Origin of the sequence: Nocardioides sp. Root240 (assembly GCF_001428825.1) — a bacterium.
In the GTDB taxonomy this organism is placed as follows: domain Bacteria; phylum Actinomycetota; class Actinomycetes; order Propionibacteriales; family Nocardioidaceae; genus Nocardioides.
This window is the reverse complement of sequence record NZ_LMIT01000011.1, coordinates 410460-427538: the sequence shown is the minus strand read 5'-3', so window position 1 is coordinate 427538 and position 17079 is coordinate 410460. Positions and strand designations below refer to the sequence as shown.

The window sequence follows — 17079 nt, the reverse complement described above, 5'->3', positions numbered from 1 at the left end:
TAAAAGAAGGAGGGTCGATGAGCACCATCGCCGAACGACGCGACGCACTGCTGGAGCGCTTCAGCACGTGGATCCCGCGCACCCTCGACGCGTGGCTCGACCTGTGTGCCGACCGCCACCCCGAGCGCGACCTCGTCGTCACCGACGAGCGTGTCCTCACCTACGCCGAGGTGGCGGAGGAGTCGCGCCGCCTGGCCGACGGCCTCGCGGCGCTCGGCGTCCAGCGCGGTGACCGGGTCGGCCTGCTCATGGCCAACCACGCCGAGTTCGTCACGCTGAAGTTCGCCATCGCGCGTGCCGGTGCCGTCGCGATCCCGTTCAACTTCCTCTACCGCACCGACGAGCTGCGCTACGTGCTGGCACAGTCCGACTGCAAGGTGCTGATCACCAACCAGGGGTTCCAGGCCCTCGACCACGCCGCCATGCTCGACGAGATCGTGCCGGGCTGGGACACGCCCGGCTTCGCCGACCGGGCACCCTCCGGCGACGGCGCGCCGGACGGCCTGCGCCACGTCGTGCTCGTCGGGCGCGACGGCGACGCACCGCGCCCCGGCGCGTTCACCGGTGCGGCCCTCGCGGACCTGGGGAACCGTCACCCGGGCGCGGCGGCCGGCGCCGGGCACACGCCCGACGACGTCTCCGACCTGCTCTACACCTCGGGCAGCACCGGCTCGCCCAAGGGCGTCCAGGTGACCCACGACGCGGTGCTCCGCACGGCGTACGCCTCGGCCCTGACCCGCGCCTACGAGGACGGGCGGCGGATCCTCTTCTCCCTGCCGTGCTACCACATGTTCGGCTACGTCGAGGGGCTGCTCTCCGCGACCTACGTCGGCGGCGCCGTCATCATGCTGCCCTCGTTCAGCGCCGAGGCCTACCTCACCGCGATCGAGAAGCACCGTGCCACCGACATGCTGTGCGTCCCGACGATGGCGGTCGCCCTCGTCGAGAGCCCGCTGCGCCAGGAGACGGACCTCTCCAGCCTGACCGCGATCCTGTGCGGCTCCGCGCCGGCGCCGGTCTGGCTGTGGGAGCAGGTCGAGCAGGACTTCGGCGTCAGCGAGATCGTCACCGGCTACGGCATGACCGAGTGCGGGGGAGCGATGACGCTCACGCTCCCCGAGGACGACCTCGTCCTGACTTCCACGACGGTCGGCCGGCCCAAGCTCGCCGGCGCCGCCGGCGTCGAGGGGCACGGCACGCTCTGCGTCTACCGCACCGTCGACCCCGTGTCCGGTGAGGTGCTGCCGGAGGGAGCTGTCGGTGAGCTCACGTCCTCCGGCCCGACCACGATGCTCGGCTACTTCGCCAAGCCCGAGGAGACCGCCGCAGCCCTGCACCTCGATGCCGACGGCACGGTCTGGCTGCACTCGGGCGACCTCGGCCGGGTGCGGGAGGACGGCTACCTCGTCCTCACCGGCCGCAGCAAGGAGGTCTACAAGTCCGGCGGTGAGCTGGTGATGCCCAAGGAGGTCGAGGAGGTCCTCGGCGCCCACCCCGGCATCAGCCAGGTGTACGCCGTGGGCGTGGTCGACGAGCGCTGGGGCGAGATCGGCTGCGCCGTCGTCGTCCGCGCGCCCGGTTCCGAGGGCGATGCCCTCACCGCCGACGACGTGATCGCCCACGCCAAGGAGCACCTCGCACGCTTCAAGGTCCCCAAGCGGGTCGAGTTCCTCGACGCCGCCCAGCTGCCCGCCACCGCGACCGGCAAGGTCCAGAAGTTCCGGCTCGTCGAGCTGCTCACCCAGCCCTCCCAGCAAGGAGAACCGTCATGACCGCAGTGGTCCCGTCCGCGTCCGAGGTCGAGGAGGGCGGCAGTCGCTACGACCGCCTGATCCAGCCCGCCCGCGTGCACGGCACGCTCTACACCGACCCGTCGATCTACGCCGAGGAGCTGCGCAAGATCTGGCACCGGACGTGGGTCTTCGTCGGTCACGAGAGCGAGGTCCCGCAGCCCAACGACTACGTGCGCAAGCAGCTCGCCGACCAGGACGTCGTGATGACGCGCGACAAGGACGGTGAGGTGCACCTGCTGATCAACCGGTGCGCCCACCGCGGCCTGCAGGTCTGCGACGACCAGGCCGGCAACTCGAGCTCCTTCCGGTGCCCGTACCACGGCTGGACCTACCGCAACACCGGCGAGCTGCTGGGCTACCCCTACAACAAGGGCTACGGCGGCAAGAACCAGCTGCCGCTGGGCATGGGCAAGGTCGCGCGCGTCGACTCCTACCAGGGCTTCGTGTTCGGCAGCCTCGCCGAGGACGGTCCCTCGCTCGACGAGCACCTCGGTGCGGCGAAGGGCGAGATCGACCGTCTGGTCGGGCTGTCCCCCGAGGGCAGGGTCGCGCTCGACGCCGGCTGGCTGCGGCACCGGACCAGGGCCAACTGGAAGTTCCTCGCCGAGAACGAGACCGACGGGTACCACCCGCAGTTCGTGCACGGCTCGATCTTCGGTGTGACCGGCAGCCCGATCGGTGCGCTCTACAGCGACAACTCGACCGCGGTGACCCGCAACCTGGGCGACGGGCACAGCGAGAACGACCTGCGCCCGGAGTTCCGCGAGTTCGCGGAGCCGATGCGGTGGTTCGGTACGACGCCTGACCGGGTGCCGTCGTACGTGCAGGCGATGAAGGACGCCTTCGGGGAGGACGAGGCGAACCGGCGGATGATCGAGGGCGCGCCCCACGTGATGATCTTCCCGAACCTCTTCATCGCCGAGATCCAGGTCTTCAACATCCAGCCCGTCGGCGTGGGCGAGTGCGTGCAGTACTCCACCGCGGTGCAGATCGACGGCGGTCACGAGCTCAACCAGCGCATGGTCTCCCAGTCGATCGGGTCCGTCGGCCCGGCCGGCATGCTGCTGGCCGACGACACCGAGATGTACGAGCGCAACCAGCGCGGGGTCGCCATGGCCGACCCGGAGTGGCTCGACGTGCGCCGCGGCCTGGTCCGCGAGAGCGTCGACGCCGACGGCTTCACGATCGGCGCCGCGACCGACGAGACCGGCATGCGCGGGTTCTGGAACCACTACAAGTCGCTGATGGAGGCTGAGGACCGATGACGCTGGACCTGACGGAGCTGCCGCCCCGCCCCGACACCGCCGGAGAGCTGGTCGACGTCCCGCACGGGTGGGAGGTGCGGGAGGTCGAGCAGTTCCTCTACAAGGAGGCCCGGCTGGCCGACGAGAACGACTACGACGGCTGGGAGGCCCTGTGGACCGACGACGCGCTCTACTGGGTGCCGGTCGACGGCGAGGGTGACCACCCGCGCGCCAAGGTCTCGATCATCTTCGACAACCGCAGCCGGATCTCGACGCGGATGAAGCAGGTCAGGACCGGCAAGCGCTACGCGCAGGCGCCGCCGTCCAACCTGCGCCGCATCATCGGCAACGTCGAGCTCCTCGGCGGACGTGCGAACGCGGCCGGCTCCGTGGACCTCGAGATCGGCGCCAACTTCATCGCCTTCGAGTCCCGGGAGCGGGGCAACACGATCTGGGGCGGCCGTACGACGTACCGGCTGCGGAAGGTCGACGGCGCGATCCGCCTCGTCTACAAGAAGGTCGTGCTCGCCGACAACGAGCGGGCCGTCCCGACCCTCGGCTTCCTGATCTGATGACCCGCCACGAGGAGGGACCGCACCACGAGGTCGGGCTCGAGGAGGGCGCCGACGACGTCGTCGTGCCCCAGGGGCGGGTGGTCGAGAGCGAGTTCGCCTCGATCGCGGTCCGACTGGACCGCGAGGGCAACTCGGTGCGGCTGCGGGTCGAGGACCTGCGCACCGGCCGGGTGCGTCACCTCGACGCGCTCGAGCTCGAGTCGATCGTCTGGCTCGGCGAGGGCCACCTGACCCAGCTCCTCGACCCGTCCCACGAGCGGTGGCGCGGGTGAGGATCGACCTCGCGCAGCACGTCCGGCCCGGTGACACGGTCACCTGGGGCCAGACGTGCGCCGAGCCGACCACGCTCGTGGAGGAGCTGGTCCGGCAGGCCGACGCGATCGGCGACCTGCGCTGCTTCGTGGGCATCCCCGCAGAGAGCGCGCTGACGGCGGCCACGGTGCCGGACTCGCTGGTCGTGCACTCCTACTGCGGCGCCGGCACCAACGCAGCGCTGCACGCAGCAGGCCGTCTGGAGATCTGGCCGGTGCACTACTCGACGCTTCCCGGACTGCTGGCCCACGGCGGCGACCTGCACGCCGACGTCGTGCTCGTGCAGGTCTCCCCGCCCGACGAGCAGGGGCGGCACAGCCTCGGCCTCGGCGACGACTACTTCTCCGCCGCCCTCGACAGTGCACGGGTCGTGATCGCCGAGATCAACGACCAGGTGCCCTTCACCCTCGGCGCGCGCACGCTGACGGCCGACCGGTTCACGGCGGCCATCGAGGTCTCCCGCCCGCCCGGCCAGCTGCCTACCCCCGCGGTCGGTGACGACGCGCGTGCCGTGGCCCGCCGGGTCGCCGCGCTCGTGCCGGACGGCGCCACCCTTCAGTTCGGCATCGGCGCCCTGCCGGAGGCGGTGCTCGCCGAGCTCTTCGGTCACCGTGACCTCGGGATCCACTCCGGGATCATCAACGACACCGCGATGCGCCTCGTCGAGGCGGGTGTCGCCACCGGTGCGCGCAAGACCCTCGACCGCGGCGTCGCGATCGGGGGGCTCTTCGGGGGCACGACCGAGCTGTTCGGTTGGGCTCACCGCAACCCGGCCGTGGAGCTGCGGTCCACGGGCTACACCCACGACCCGGCGGTGCTCGCGGCGTCGTACCGGCTGGTGGCGGTGAACGCCGCCATCGAGGTCGACCTGACCGGCCAGGTCAACAGCGAGCTCGCCGGGGGCCGGTACGTCGGCGCGGTCGGCGGCGCCGTCGACTTCCTGCGCGGCGCGGCGAGCTCGCCCGGCGGGGTACCGATCGTGGCACTGCCCTCGACCGCGCGCAGCCGCAGCGGCCCGGTCCAGCGGATCGTCAGCCGCCTGTCCGGTCCGGTCTCGACGCCCCGCAGCGAGGGGATCGTCGTCGTCACCGAGCACGGCGTCGCGGACCTGCGCGGCGCCACCTTGAACCAGCGGGTCGAGCGGATGATCGCCGTCGCCGACCCGGCCCATCGAGCAGAGCTCGACGCCCACGCGGACCGCGTGCTGGCGTCGGTGTGAGGAGACTTCCGATGACCAGCCTGAGGCGTGTCGCCATCGTCGGGCCCGTGCGGACCGCGGTCGGGGGGTTCGGGGGAGCCCTCCGACCGCTCCCCGCCGAGCAGCTCGCGGCCGAGGTGATCAAGGCGCTGGTCGCACGGACCGGCGTGGACCCCGCCGTGATCGAGGACGTCGCCTTCGCCCAGTCCTACGCGAACTCCGAGGCCCCGTGCATCGGCCGGTGGGCCGCGCTCGCGGCCGGCATGCCGATCGAGGTGCCCGGGTTCCAGACCGACCGCCGCTGCGGGGGCGGCCTGCAGGCGGTCATCACCGCGGCGATGACCGTGCAGACCGGCGCGGCCGACGTGGTCGTCGCCGGCGGTGTCGAGTCGATGAGCAACATCGAGCACTACACGACCACCGCCCGTTGGGGCTCCCGATCGGGCAACCAGACGCTCTACGACCGCCTCGACCGTGGTCGCGAGCGCTCCCAGCCAGAGGAGCGCTTCGGCCGGATCAGCGGGATGATCGAGACCGCCGAGAACCTCGCCACGCAGTTCGGCATCGGTCGTGAGGAGGCGGACGCCTTCTCGGTGCGCAGCCACCAGCGCGCGGCCGCCGCCTGGGAGTCCGGCGTGTTCGTCGACGAGGTGGTCGCGGTGTCCGTCCCGCAACGCCGCGGCGACGCCCTCGTGTTCGACCGGGACGAGGGCGTGCGGCCCGAGTCGTCGATGGAGACCCTGGGCCGGCTGCGCACGATCACGCCGGGTGGCACCGTCACCGCCGGCAACGCCGCCCAGCAGAACGACGCCGCGGCCGCCTGCCTGGTCGTGGCCGAGGACCGCCTCGACGAGCTCGGCCTCGAGCCGATCGCCTGGTTCGAGGGCTGGGCCGCGGCCGGCGTCGACCCGTCGATCATGGGCATCGGCCCCGTCTCCGCCGTCCAGCGCCTCTTCGCCCGCACCGGCGTCGGCTTCGACGACCTCGACCTGATCGAGGTCAACGAGGCCTTCGCCGTGCAGGTGCTCGCGGTGCTGCAGGGCTGGGGCGTGAAGCTCGACGAGGTCGAGGACCGGCTCAACGTCAACGGCTCCGGCATCTCCCTCGGGCACCCGATCGGCGCCACCGGCGTGCGGATCCTGACGACCATGCTCCACGAGCTGGACCGCCGCAAGGGTGGCCTGGCGCTGGAGACCATGTGCATCGGCGGCGGCCAGGGGATCGCCGCCCTGTTCCGGGGAGTGTCCTCATGACCATCGGAGTGCTGGCCTACGGCGCCTACCTGCCGTCGTACCGGCTCGGGGCGGACAGCGGTGTGCGCGGCCGGCGGGTGGTCGCCTCCTTCGACGAGGACGCCACCACCATGGCGGTCGAGGCCGCGCGCGGCCTGCCCGCCCCCGGCTCGCTGTGGTGGGCGAGCACCACGCCGCCGTACCTCGACAAGACGAATGCCGCCGCCGTGCACGCCGCCCTGCGGCTGCCGTCCTCGGTCCCGGCTGCCGACCTCGTCGGATCCGCCCGGTCGACCTTCGCCGCGCTCCGCGCGGCCCTTGCCACCGGCGGCCTCGTGGTCGCTGCCGACGTCCGCGTCGGCAAGCCGGGATCACTCGACGAGAAGGGCGGCGGTGACGGCGCGGCCGCGCTGCTCCTGGGCGAGGGACCGGCGATCGCGGAGGTGCTGGGCTCTGCCGGCGACACGCTGGAGCTGCTGGACCGCTGGCGGGATCCGCAGCGCACGACCGGCGAGCAGTGGGAGGAGCGCTTCGGGTTCGAGCAGTACGCCGGCTTGGTGCGCTCCGTCGCGGCCCGCCTGCTCGACGACGCCGGACTGGCCGAGGCCGACCACGTCGTGGTGACGAGCGGGAACGCCGGGATCACCAAGCGTGCGGGTGCGCTGGTCAAGGGCGCGCTCTCTTCGAGCGGGTCACCGATCGGCTTCTCCGGCGCCGCTGATCCGCTGCTCGGCCTGGCCGCGGTGCTCGACACCGCCGGCCCCGACGAGACGATCCTCGTGTTGTCGGCCGTCGACGGCTGCGACGGCCTGCTGCTGCGCACCACCCCGCTGCTCCCGTCGCACCGGGCGGCCCGCTCGGTCGCCGCCCAGCTGGAGACCGGGCGCGAGGTCCGCTACCCGACCTACCTGTCCTGGCGCGGGCTCCTCGAGCGGGAGCTGCCGCGCCGGCCCGAGCCCGACCGGCCCGCCGGACCGCCGTCGTACCGGGCGGGGGAGTGGAAGTTCGGTTTCACGGGCTCGCGCTGCACCGCCTGCGGCTTCCTCCACCTGCCGCCGCTGCGCGTCTGCCGCTCCTGCTCGGCGGTGGATGCCATGGAGCCGGAGTCCGTCGCCGACCTGACCGGCAAGGTGGCGACCTTCACGATCGACCGCCTGGCGTTCTCGCCGTCCCCGCCCGTGGTCGACGTGGTCGTCGACTTCGAGGGCGGCGGACGGACCACGCTCGAGGTGGCGGACGCCGACCCGGGCCTCATCGACGTCGGCACCGAGGTGGGCCTGGTGTTCCGCCGCCTGTTCACCGCGGGCAACGTGCACAACTACTTCTGGAAGGCGCGGGTGCGCTGATGGCCAGCAAGGGGATCAAGGACGCCGTCGCGATCGTCGGCATGGGCTGCACCCGGTTCGGCGAGCGCTGGGAGTCGTCGACCGACGACCTGCTGCTCGAGGCGGTCGGCGAGGCGCTCGGCTCGGCTGGCGTGGAGCGCGACGACGTCGACGCCTACTGGCTCGGCACGCTGGGCTCCGGCCAGTCGGGCCTGACCCTGAGCCGCCCGCTCGGCATCGACCACAAGCCGGTCACCCGTGTCGAGAACTACTGCGCGACCGGGTCGGAGTCCTTCCGCAACGCCTGCTACGCCGTGGCATCGGGCGCCTACGACCGGGTGATGGCCGTGGGCGTCGAGAAGCTCAAGGACTCTGGGTTCTCGGGCCTCCTGCGCGCCGACCCGCCCTCCGACGGCACCGCCGCGGAGCTGTCCCTGACAGCGCCGGCGGCGTTCTCGCTGCTCGACCCGGCGTACACGGCGAAGTACGGCGTCGATCCCGCCGCGATGCGCGAGGCGATGACCCATGTCGCGTGGAAGAACCACGTCAACGGGGCGCGCAACGTCAAGGCGCAGTTCCGCAAGGAGGTGTCCCGGGAGACCATCGAGGGTGCGCCGAAGGTGGCGGGCCGGCTCGGCATCTTCGACTGCTCCGGCGTCTCCGACGGCGCGGCCGCGGCGCTGGTCGTGCCGGCCGAGCAGGCCTACGACTACACCGACCGACCGATCTTCGTGAAGGCGCTGTCCCTCGCGGCCGGCCCGATGCGCGGTGGCCTCGACCCGTCGTACGACTTCACGACCTTCCCGGAGGTCGTCCACTCGGCCACGGACGCCTACGCCCAGGCCGGGATCACCGACCCCCGTGCCGAGATCTCGCTCGCCGAGGTCCACGACTGCTTCACGCCGACCGAGATCGTGCTGATGGAGGACCTCGGGTTCACCGCGCGCGGCCAGGCGTGGAAGGACGTGCTCGCGGGGGAGTTCGACCTGGGCGGACGCCTCCCGGTCAACGTCGACGGCGGGCTGAAGTCCTTCGGTCACCCGGTCGGCGCCTCGGGGCTGCGGATGCTCTACGAGGCGTGGCTGCAGCTGCGCGGCGAGGCCGGCGAGCGCCAGCTCGCCGACCCCCGGCTGGCTCTCACCCACAACCTCGGCGGCCGGCCCGGTGGGTGCGTGTCGTTCGTGTCGGTCGTGGGCAGCGAGCGCGGCTGACCTCCGGCTGGCGTGATCGGCAGAGTGGGAGTTTCACCGGCCGGCCGGTGAAACTCCCGTGCTTGGACGACGAAACTCACGCTTGGACGACGAAGCTTCCTCGTCCAAGCGTGAGTTTCGTCGTCCAAGCGTGCTCCTGCCGGTCGCGGACGGGGGTGCGGGACCGGCCTGCGGAGGTCGCGGGCGCCCAGGGGTCATCCCCGGATCGCCGAGCGCACCGCCTGTTCGACGTCGAGGTCCACGAGGGTGTTGATCGCCCGCACCGCGGTGACCTCCATCCGGTCGTCGGGCTGCATCCCGCCGGCCGCCAGGGTGAAGACGATCGCGATCCAGCCGTCCACCGTCAGCAGGCGGTAGGTGTCCCACGCCTCGGCGAACGACGGTACGTCGGAGCCGGCGCCGCTGTCGGCGAGGACCCGGAGGTAGCGCTCCAGCAGGCTCTTCTCCTCGGCCCGGCGCAGCTCGGTCGGGATCGAGTGCATGAGGAAGTACGCGAAGTCGCGCAGCCCGTTCATCCGGTGGAAGACTTGCCAGTCGTAGATGCCGGCGCTGCCGTCGGCGTTCGCGAAGGTGTTGCCGAGGTGCGTGTCACCGTGGCACAGCGTCTGGGGCATGGCCTCCCAGACGCGGGTGAGGCGGCCCTGGTTCCTCACGTAGTCCTTCGTCAGGCGCCGCACGGGTTCGGGCACGACCCGGTCCTGGGCCATGAACTTCTTCTCGCTCCAGGTGAAGAAGTGCTTCATGAAGCCGCCACCCGGCCGTCCGGCATAGGTCTGCAGCCAGGACAGGTCCGTGGCGAAGCGTGGCGACCTCCAGAATCGTCCGTGCAGCGTCGCGAGCAGCTCGACGACGGCCTCGGCGTGCTCCTGCGGGGCGTCGTCGTCCGCGTCGTAGAAGGTGACTCCACCGTCGCGGAGCGCGAGGTCCTCGAACGCCAGGACGTAGCGGCCGCCGCTGCCGGACCGGGCGACGTAGGGAGCGATCGTCAGGTCCGCCACCGACGGATGGATCTGCTGGAAGAAGCGCGTCTCGTAGGTGTGGCAGCCGAAGGTGGACACGATGACGCGGGGCGCGAGCTGCGAGGAGGTCCCCTTGGCGAAGGCCGTCGCGGGCAGGGCGGCGTCGCGCCCGGCGGCGTTCCAGGCGAGATGGATCCGGGCCCGGTCTGTCGTGCCGCGGGAGTCGATCTCGACCCGCAGGTCCTCGACCCGGGCGCCGGGGACGTTCCCGGCGAGAGCGTTGGTGAACTCCTCCGGCCGGAGCGAGTCCAGCCCGTGGCGATGGTGGCCGGGGACCCACGGAGCGACCCCCAAGGCGGCGTCGCGGACGGTGGCGATGGTCGGGAGCACTGCTGCCTCCTGTGCGTTGTCGAATCAGGATTCAAAAAAGTAGCACAGAATTTACGGGCGTCAATTATGTGTCCGGTCGACCGGTTCCGGTAGACAGTCGTCGTGACCACCAAGGGCGAGCGGACCCGACGACGGATCCTCGAGGTCGTCGTGCACCTGCTCGAGACCCGGTCGTTCGGAGAGATCTCGATCGCGGAGATCACGCGCCGGGCCGAGGTGACGCGGCCCGCGTTCTACTTCCACTTCCCGACGAAGGGTGCCGTCGTCGCGGCGGTGCTCGAGGACCTCCTCGATGAGTACGTCGGCGTCGCTGCCGCCTGGTACGAGCACCCGGGCGACGACCCGGCCTCCGGGGTGGCCGAGGCACTCGCGGCCACCGTGGACCTGTGGCGCGCCAATGCGCGGCTGATGGACGCGATGGTTCGCGCTGCCGCCGTCGACGAGGAGGCGGCGCAGTTGGTGGGCGCCTGGGAGGCGCACCTGACCGAGCGGGCCACGGACCGGCTGCGCAGGGACCTCGGCCCGCGTCTCGCGTCCGGGAGTCCGTCGGTGGAGTCGCTGGCGCAGCTGCTCGTGGGAGCGACGTTCGACGCCATGCGGCGAGACGTCCGCAGCATCGTGGGAAGCGGGGAGCCGCGCCCCGAGGTCGCCGCCGCGCTCGCGCACGTGTGGCTGCGCGTCGTCACCGCCGGTCGCTGAGTCGAGGGCCGGTGGCATCCGTCACGGGTCTTGCCGTCAGCGATTCATTTAATCTATATTCAATTATGTGAACGACGTGGACGTGATGCGCCAGTCGCTGGTCGAGGGCATGTACGACGCCCTCGCAGCGGGCGACCGGGACGCGATCGTGGCGTTCCTCGCCGACGACTTCGTCGGCCGCCTGACCCCCGGGCTCCCGTTCGGGATCGGCGGGGAGCACGCCGGACCGGCGGCGATGGTCCGCGACGGCTGGTTCGCGATCGGGACCCATTGGCGGGTGCGGGCCGAGCCTGCGTCGTACACGACGCTGCAGGACGGTCGCCTGCAGGTGCAGGGGACCTACCGTGGCAGGGGCCGCGCGAGCGGACTCGCGTTCGAGGCGTGGTTCGTGCACCAGTGGGAGTTGCGTGACGGCCGGATCTGCGGGCTCACCCAGCTGACCGACTCGGCGGCCTTCGTCGGAGCGCTCGGCGAACCACCGGCGTCGTTCGAGACCCTCGACCTCACGATCGACGACGGATTGGCGACCCTGTGCCTCGCCCGGCCGGCGGAGCGCAACGCGATCGACCAGCGGCTGGCCGACGAGTTCCTCGCGGCAGTCGTCCGTGTGGCCGGGGACCCCTCGGTGCGTGCGCTGCTGATCGCCGGCGACGGCCCGGCCCTGACCGTGGGCGGCGACATCCCCTACTTCACGAGCACGGCGGCCACCGAGGGACTCGGCCCGACCCTGCGCCAGATGACCACGCCCTTCCACCTGGCCTTCCAGGTGCTCGCGACCCTCGACGTCCCGATCGTCGCGGTGGCCCACGGTGCGGTGGCCGGCGGTGGCCTCGGCTTCGTCTACGCCGCCGACGTCGTCGTGGCCGCCGACGACGCGCGGTTCGTCACCGCGTTCGCGGCGATCGGTCTCAGCGGTGACGGGGGTGGCACCTGGCACCTTCCCCGGCTGATCGGACCGGCCCGCGCGGCCCGCGCCTACCTGCTCAACGAGCCCATCACCGCGCAGCAGGCACTGGACTGGGGCATGGTCGCCGAGGTCGTCCCCGCCGCCGAGGCGCGAGCCCGCGGCGAGGAACTGGCCCAGCGCCTCGCCCACGGGCCCACCCGGGCCTTCTCGCGCATGCGCGCCCTGCTGCGCGAGTCCTGGGACCGCAGCCTGCCCGACCAGCTCGGTGCGGAGGTGGAGTCGCTCGTGGCGTGCGCGGAGACCGCCGACGCCGCCGACGCCCTCGATGCCTTCCTCGCCAAGCAGCGCCCGACCTTCCGCGGCCGCTGAGAACCAGGAGAACACTGTGAAGAAGATCGCCGACCTCGCGGCCCTGACCGGGCCGCTCGCCGTGGTCGTCACCCTCGCCGGGTGGCTCGTCGCCGGGTTCCTCCCGGTGCCGATCGGGCCGGGGGACCAGCAGGAGGTCGCCCGGTTCTTCCTCGACGACCCGACCCGGGTCCGGGCCGGCTTCCTGATCGGCTCGGTCGGCGTGGTGCTGATGATCCCCCAGCTGGCGTTGATCTCCCTGCACCTGCGGCGGATGGAGCCGACGGGCTTCCCGTTGCTGGCGGTCGTCCAGGCCATCGCCGCCACCACGACGGTCCTGATCAACATGTTCCCGCACCTGATCTTCGCCCTGGCGGGCTTCCGGGGCGACCGCGACCCCAGCGAGGTCGTCCTGCTGTGCGACCTGGCGTGGCTGCTGCTCTTCTGCGGCATCACCCCGTTCATCGTCCAGAACGTCGCGGTGGGCGTGGCGATCCTGCGTGACCCGGCGTCGCTGATGCCGCGTTGGGTGGCCTACCTCAACTTCTTCATCGCCTTCTCGTTCCTGCCGGACCCGCTCGCCTACTTCTTCAAGAGCGGGCCCTTCGCCTGGAACGGGCTCTTCGTCTTCTGGCTCGCCCTCACCACCTATTGCGTCTTCCTGCTGGTCATGTCGTGGGCATGCCGGCAGGCCAACAAGTCCCTCGAAGGAGCTGCATCATGACCGGCCTCATCCGTGACACCGACGAGCACCGCGCCATCCGCGAGACGGTCGCCAAGATCTGCGCCCGCTACGACCAGAAGTACTTCCTCGAGCGCTCGCACGCCGGGGAGGACGTCACGGAGCTGTGGGCCGAGCTCGGTCAGGCCGGCCTCCTCGGCGTCCACCTCCCGGAGGAGTACGGCGGCGGCGGTGGCGGCATGCAGGAGGCCGTGGTCGTCGTCGAGGAGCTCTCGGCGCACGGCATGCCCATGCTCGTGTGGGTCATCTCGCCGGCCATGATCGGCTCGCTGTTGGTGGCGCACGGCTCCGAGGAGCAGAAGCAGGAGTGGGTGACCGGCATCGCCGACGGCACCCGGAAGGTGGCCTTCGGCCTCACCGAGCCCGACGCCGGCTCCAACAGCCACGAGGTCTCCACCACGGCGACACGCGATGGCGACGGCTGGCGGATCAGCGGCACCAAGTACTACATCTCCGCGATCGACCAGTGCGACGCGATCCTCGTCGTCACCCGCGACGCGGAGCTGTCGACGCCGGAGAGGAAGAAGCTCTCGATCTTCCTGGTGCCGACCGACGCCCCGGGCCTGAGCTTCCAGCGGATCCCGACGTCGATCGTCTCGCCGGACAAGCAGTTCACGGTCTTCTTCGACGACGTCCGGGTCGAGCCGGAGTGGCTCGTCGGGGAGGCCGGCAACGGCCTGCGCCAGGTCTTCGCCGCCCTCAACCCCGAGCGGATCATGGTCGGCGCCATCACCTCCGGCGTCGGTCGCTACGCGGTCGAGAAGGCCGCCGACTACGCCAAGACGCGCCAGGTCTGGTCGGTCCCGATCGGCCAGCACCAGGGCGTTGCCCACCCGCTCGCTGCGGCGCACATCGACGTGGAGATGGCCCGGCTGGCCACGCAGCACGCCGCCGTCCTGTACGACGAGGGCGACGCCGGTGCGGCGGAGGCCGCCAACATCGCCAAGTACGTCGGCGCCGAGGCGGCGCTCAAGGCGCTCGACCAGTCCATCCAGACCCACGGCGGCAACGGCCTCGCGCACGAGTACGGGCTCTCCGAGCTCTGGTTCGTGACCCGCCTCATGCGCACCGCCCCGGTCAGCCGGGAGATGGTCCTCAACTTCGTCGCGCAGACCTCCCTCGGCCTGCCGCGGTCCTACTGATCCAGGAGAACCCATGACCGACAACTTCGACGCGATCGTGATCGGCGCCGGCGCCGCCGGCCTCTTCACGGCCGCCCGCCTCCAGCACCAGGGCTACCGCACGCTCGTCCTCGAGCGCCTCGACAAGGTCGGCGGCCGCGCGTCGACGACCGACGTGGACGGCTTCAAGGTCAACGACGGCGCCATCGTCATCGAGTGCGGGACCTTCACCGAGCGCACCTTCCGCGAGCTCGACCTGCCTTGGGAGATCCGTGAGCCGAGCCCGCCGATCCTCTACCGGATCAAGGGCAAGGACGTGGACGTCACTGGCGGCGGTTGGGGCTTCCTGCTGCAGAAGCTCACCCGGCAGGGCGCGAAGCTGGTCGGCGGCATCGGGGCGGCGCGCAAGGACGACGCCGCCCTCCCCGAGGACCAGATGACCCTCCAGGAGTGGGTGTCGAGGTACACGAAGAACGAAGGCGTGCACGGCATCTTCCGCAACATGGCCGCCTCGGTGTTCTCGGTCGGCTCCGAGGAGCTGCCGGCCAAGGTGTTCCTGACCTACTTCACGCGCAAGAGCGCGTTCAAGCGCTTCGGGTTCCACCCGGAGGGCACGATCGGTGTGTGGAAGGCACTCGCCGGCGCCATCGAGCGTGACGGCGGCGAGGTCCGGCTCTCGACCGAGGTCGAGCGGATCCTGGTCGAGGACGGCCGCGTCGCGGGCGTGGTGCTCGCCGGCGGCGAGACCCTCACGGCCCCTGTGGTGGTCAGCAACGTGGGCCCGGCCGCGACGGTCGCCCTGGTCGGTTCGCAGGCGTTCGACGCCGACTACCTCGACGAGGTCAAGCGCAACGACCGACCGACCGCGATGATCACCTACAACTTCGCCAGCCAGGAGCGGTTGGTCGATGCGCCCGGCATGCTGAGCTTCGCGACCTCCCGCCGCCTGGCCTACATCGCGAACTTCACCGACACCTGCCCCGAGATGGCCCCAGAGGGCTGGAACCTCTACACCGGGACGGGTGTGCCCAAGCCGGCGGTCGGCGACTTCGACGAGGAGGCCGAGTACGCCCTGCTGCTCGAGGACCTGCGCGAGACCATTCCCGGCTTCGACGACCGGGCCCGGATCCTGAGCCGGGTGACCACCCGCGACGGCTGGCCGCCGCAGCGCGCCGTCGCCGGCTTCGACATGTCGCACGACACCCCGCTCACCGGCCTCTGGAACGTCGGGGACGCCGTCAAGGAGTACGCGAACGGCGGCACCACTGCCTGCGCCGAGACGGCAGAGATCGTCGCCGGCAAGATCGCCGCGGCCTTCCCGCCGGCCGCCGGATGACCAGTTTCTAATTTCGATAAGAAAAAAATGGATGGGGTCTCGCCAACGAGCATAAGTCAAGTTATGCTGTGGGGACGAGGACGTACCCGGAACGGAGAAGACGATGAAGTGTGTGACGGTCGATTTCGACAAGTGCACGGGCCTGGGGATCTGTGAGTCGCTCGCGCCCGACTTCTTCGAGGTCAACGACGACGGCGAGCTGCTCCTGCTCAAGGCGGAGATCAGCGACACCGAGCTGCAGGAGGTCGAGGAGGCCGTCAACGGCTGCCCGACCGAGGCGCTGAAGATCGTCGACCAGTGACCGAGGTCCGACGCCTGGTGGTGGTCGGTGCCTCCCTTGCCGGCCTCCGGGCCGTCGAGGCCGCCCGCAAGACCGGGTACGACGGCGAGATCGTCCTGATCGGGGCGGAGGAGCACCTGCCCTACGACCGGCCCCCGCTGTCGAAGGCCTTCCTGGGTGCGGCGGACGAGTCCGGCGCACTCCCGGAGGTGCCGTGGTTCCGCACCGAGGAGACGCTGCGCGACGAGCTCGGTGTCGACGTCCGCCTCGGCGCGCCGGCCACGGCGCTCGACACCGATGCACGTCTGGTCACGGTCGGCGACGATGCGATCGCCTACGACGCGCTGGTGATCGCGACCGGCGCCCACGCCCGGGTGCTGCCGGGGACCGAGGGCCTCGACGGGGTGTACCCGCTGCGGACCCTGGACGACTCGCTGGCCGTCCGCGACAAGCTCGAGGCGGGTGCTCGCACCGTCGTCATCGGTGCCGGGTTCATCGGCTCCGAGATCGCCTCGACCGCGCGCAAGCGCGGCCTCGAGGCCACCATCGTCGAGGCGCTGCCCACGCCGTTGGTCCGGGCGACCGGCCACGAGATGGGTGCCGCGATCGCCTCGCTGCACGAGCTCAACGGCACGACCCTGCGTTGCGGGGTCGGGGTGTCCGCGATCGAGGGCGACGGCAAGGTCGAGCGGGTCGTGCTCGCCGACGGCTCGGCGATCGACGCCGACCTGGTCGTGGTCGGCATCGGCGTGATCCCGTCGGTCGACTGGCTCGCCGGTTCCGGGCTGACCCTGGACAACGGCATCGTCTGTGACGAGAACCTGTGGACGGGCATCCCGGGCGTGTACGCCGCCGGCGACGTCGCCAACTGGTTCAACCCCACCCTGGGTGAGCGCCAGCGGATGGAGAACTGGACCGCGGCCGCCGAGCAGGGCGCTGCCGCGGCCCGCAACGCTCTCGACCCTGACAACGCCAAGGCCTACGGCACCGTGCCGTACTTCTGGTCCGACTGGTACGACGTGCGGATCCAGTTCGTCGGCTCCCCTGACGCCGACGAGGTCCGGCTGGTCGACGGCGACCCGGCTTCCGGCGGTCGCTGGGTCGCCCTCTACCGCCGCGGAGACCGCCTGATCGGCGCGCTGACCGTCAACGGCCAGACCGAGATCATGAAGTACCGCGTGCAGATCATGAAGGGCGGCTCCTGGGACGACGCCCTCGCCTTCGCCGAGACCCGGCGCAGGGCGCACGAGGAGAAGCTGGCCGCCTCGGTCTGAGCCGGCCGGGGCGGCCCGCGCCTCGCGAGCGCCGCGGCGGGGCGCGCCACCGTCGGCCGTGTGACCGCCGGCCGTCGCTGCGTCAGTGCTGCTGGGAGCCGCTGGCGTGTTCGGCTTCCTTGGTGAAGGAGCG

At 71.3% G+C, this 17079-nt stretch carries 16 protein-coding genes; 15 read left to right on the top strand and 1 reads right to left on the bottom strand.

Features of this window, described 5'->3' with window-relative positions; all coding sequences use genetic code 11:
* The first annotated feature begins 17 nt into the window (after positions 1-17).
* The 8 genes from ASE20_RS16080 to ASE20_RS16045 are packed head-to-tail and all read left to right on the top strand — an operon-like array spanning position 18 to position 8890.
* Complete coding sequence (locus tag ASE20_RS16080; RefSeq protein WP_056895557.1) at positions 18-1772, top strand: class I adenylate-forming enzyme family protein; 1755 nt, start codon at positions 18-20, stop codon at positions 1770-1772.
* Positions 1769-3058: an aromatic ring-hydroxylating oxygenase subunit alpha gene (locus ASE20_RS16075; protein WP_056895556.1), complete on the top strand. Its 1290-nt coding sequence runs from the start codon at positions 1769-1771 to the stop codon at positions 3056-3058. The genes ASE20_RS16080 and ASE20_RS16075 overlap by 4 nt, the downstream gene beginning before the upstream one ends.
* Positions 3055-3609, top strand: coding sequence for an aromatic-ring-hydroxylating dioxygenase subunit beta (locus ASE20_RS16070; protein WP_056895555.1), 555 nt, complete (start codon positions 3055-3057; stop codon positions 3607-3609). The genes ASE20_RS16075 and ASE20_RS16070 overlap by 4 nt, the downstream gene beginning before the upstream one ends.
* Positions 3609-3884, top strand: a complete 276-nt coding sequence (locus ASE20_RS16065) for a hypothetical protein (RefSeq protein ID WP_225869066.1) — start codon at positions 3609-3611, stop codon at positions 3882-3884. Before ASE20_RS16070 ends, ASE20_RS16065 begins: the two co-directional genes overlap by 1 nt.
* On the top strand, positions 3881-5143 hold the full coding sequence (locus ASE20_RS16060; protein WP_200952831.1) for an acetyl-CoA hydrolase/transferase family protein: 1263 nt from the start codon (positions 3881-3883) through the stop codon (positions 5141-5143). Before ASE20_RS16065 ends, ASE20_RS16060 begins: the two co-directional genes overlap by 4 nt.
* A gap of 11 nt (positions 5144-5154) precedes the next feature.
* Positions 5155-6375: an acetyl-CoA C-acetyltransferase gene (locus tag ASE20_RS16055; protein ID WP_225869065.1), complete on the top strand. Its 1221-nt coding sequence runs from the start codon at positions 5155-5157 to the stop codon at positions 6373-6375.
* A complete protein-coding gene (locus ASE20_RS16050; protein ID WP_056895553.1) occupies positions 6372-7700 on the top strand; it encodes an OB-fold domain-containing protein in 1329 nt (442 codons plus the stop codon). The genes ASE20_RS16055 and ASE20_RS16050 overlap by 4 nt, the downstream gene beginning before the upstream one ends.
* Positions 7700-8890: an acetyl-CoA acetyltransferase gene (locus tag ASE20_RS16045; protein ID WP_056895552.1), complete on the top strand. Its 1191-nt coding sequence runs from the start codon at positions 7700-7702 to the stop codon at positions 8888-8890. The genes ASE20_RS16050 and ASE20_RS16045 overlap by 1 nt, the downstream gene beginning before the upstream one ends.
* 194 nt (positions 8891-9084) lie before the next feature.
* Here ASE20_RS16045 and ASE20_RS16040 read toward each other — a convergent pair whose 3' ends face one another.
* Positions 9085-10239 carry a phosphotransferase gene (locus tag ASE20_RS16040; RefSeq protein WP_056895551.1) on the bottom strand — a complete coding sequence of 385 codons (1155 nt, stop codon included), beginning with the start codon at positions 10237-10239 and terminating at the stop codon, positions 9085-9087.
* 102 nt (positions 10240-10341) lie between these two features.
* Here ASE20_RS16040 and ASE20_RS16035 point away from each other — a divergent pair, with 102 nt between their 5' ends.
* The 7 genes from ASE20_RS16035 (at position 10342) to ASE20_RS16005 (ending at position 16946) form a co-directional block, all read left to right on the top strand.
* Complete coding sequence (locus ASE20_RS16035) at positions 10342-10938, top strand: TetR/AcrR family transcriptional regulator (RefSeq protein ID WP_056895550.1); 597 nt, start codon at positions 10342-10344, stop codon at positions 10936-10938.
* Between the two features lie 67 nt (positions 10939-11005).
* A complete protein-coding gene (locus tag ASE20_RS16030) occupies positions 11006-12214 on the top strand; it encodes an enoyl-CoA hydratase-related protein (protein ID WP_225869064.1) in 1209 nt (402 codons plus the stop codon).
* A 16-nt stretch (positions 12215-12230) separates the two neighbouring features.
* The gene (locus ASE20_RS16025; protein ID WP_200952830.1) at positions 12231-12917 is read left to right on the top strand and encodes a DUF4386 family protein; all 687 of its coding nucleotides are present in this window, start codon (positions 12231-12233) and stop codon (positions 12915-12917) included.
* The gene (locus ASE20_RS16020; protein WP_056895549.1) at positions 12914-14077 is read left to right on the top strand and encodes an acyl-CoA dehydrogenase family protein; all 1164 of its coding nucleotides are present in this window, start codon (positions 12914-12916) and stop codon (positions 14075-14077) included. The genes ASE20_RS16025 and ASE20_RS16020 overlap by 4 nt, the downstream gene beginning before the upstream one ends.
* Positions 14078-14090: 13 nt before the next feature.
* Entirely contained in the window at positions 14091-15392 is a 1302-nt protein-coding gene (locus ASE20_RS16015; protein WP_056895548.1) for a phytoene desaturase family protein, read from the top strand.
* A gap of 112 nt (positions 15393-15504) precedes the next feature.
* Positions 15505-15693, top strand: coding sequence for a ferredoxin (locus tag ASE20_RS16010; RefSeq protein ID WP_225869063.1), 189 nt, complete (start codon positions 15505-15507; stop codon positions 15691-15693).
* Positions 15690-16946 carry an NAD(P)/FAD-dependent oxidoreductase gene (locus ASE20_RS16005; RefSeq protein ID WP_056895546.1) on the top strand — a complete coding sequence of 419 codons (1257 nt, stop codon included), beginning with the start codon at positions 15690-15692 and terminating at the stop codon, positions 16944-16946. The genes ASE20_RS16010 and ASE20_RS16005 overlap by 4 nt, the downstream gene beginning before the upstream one ends.
* Positions 16947-17079: the final 133 nt, after the last annotated feature.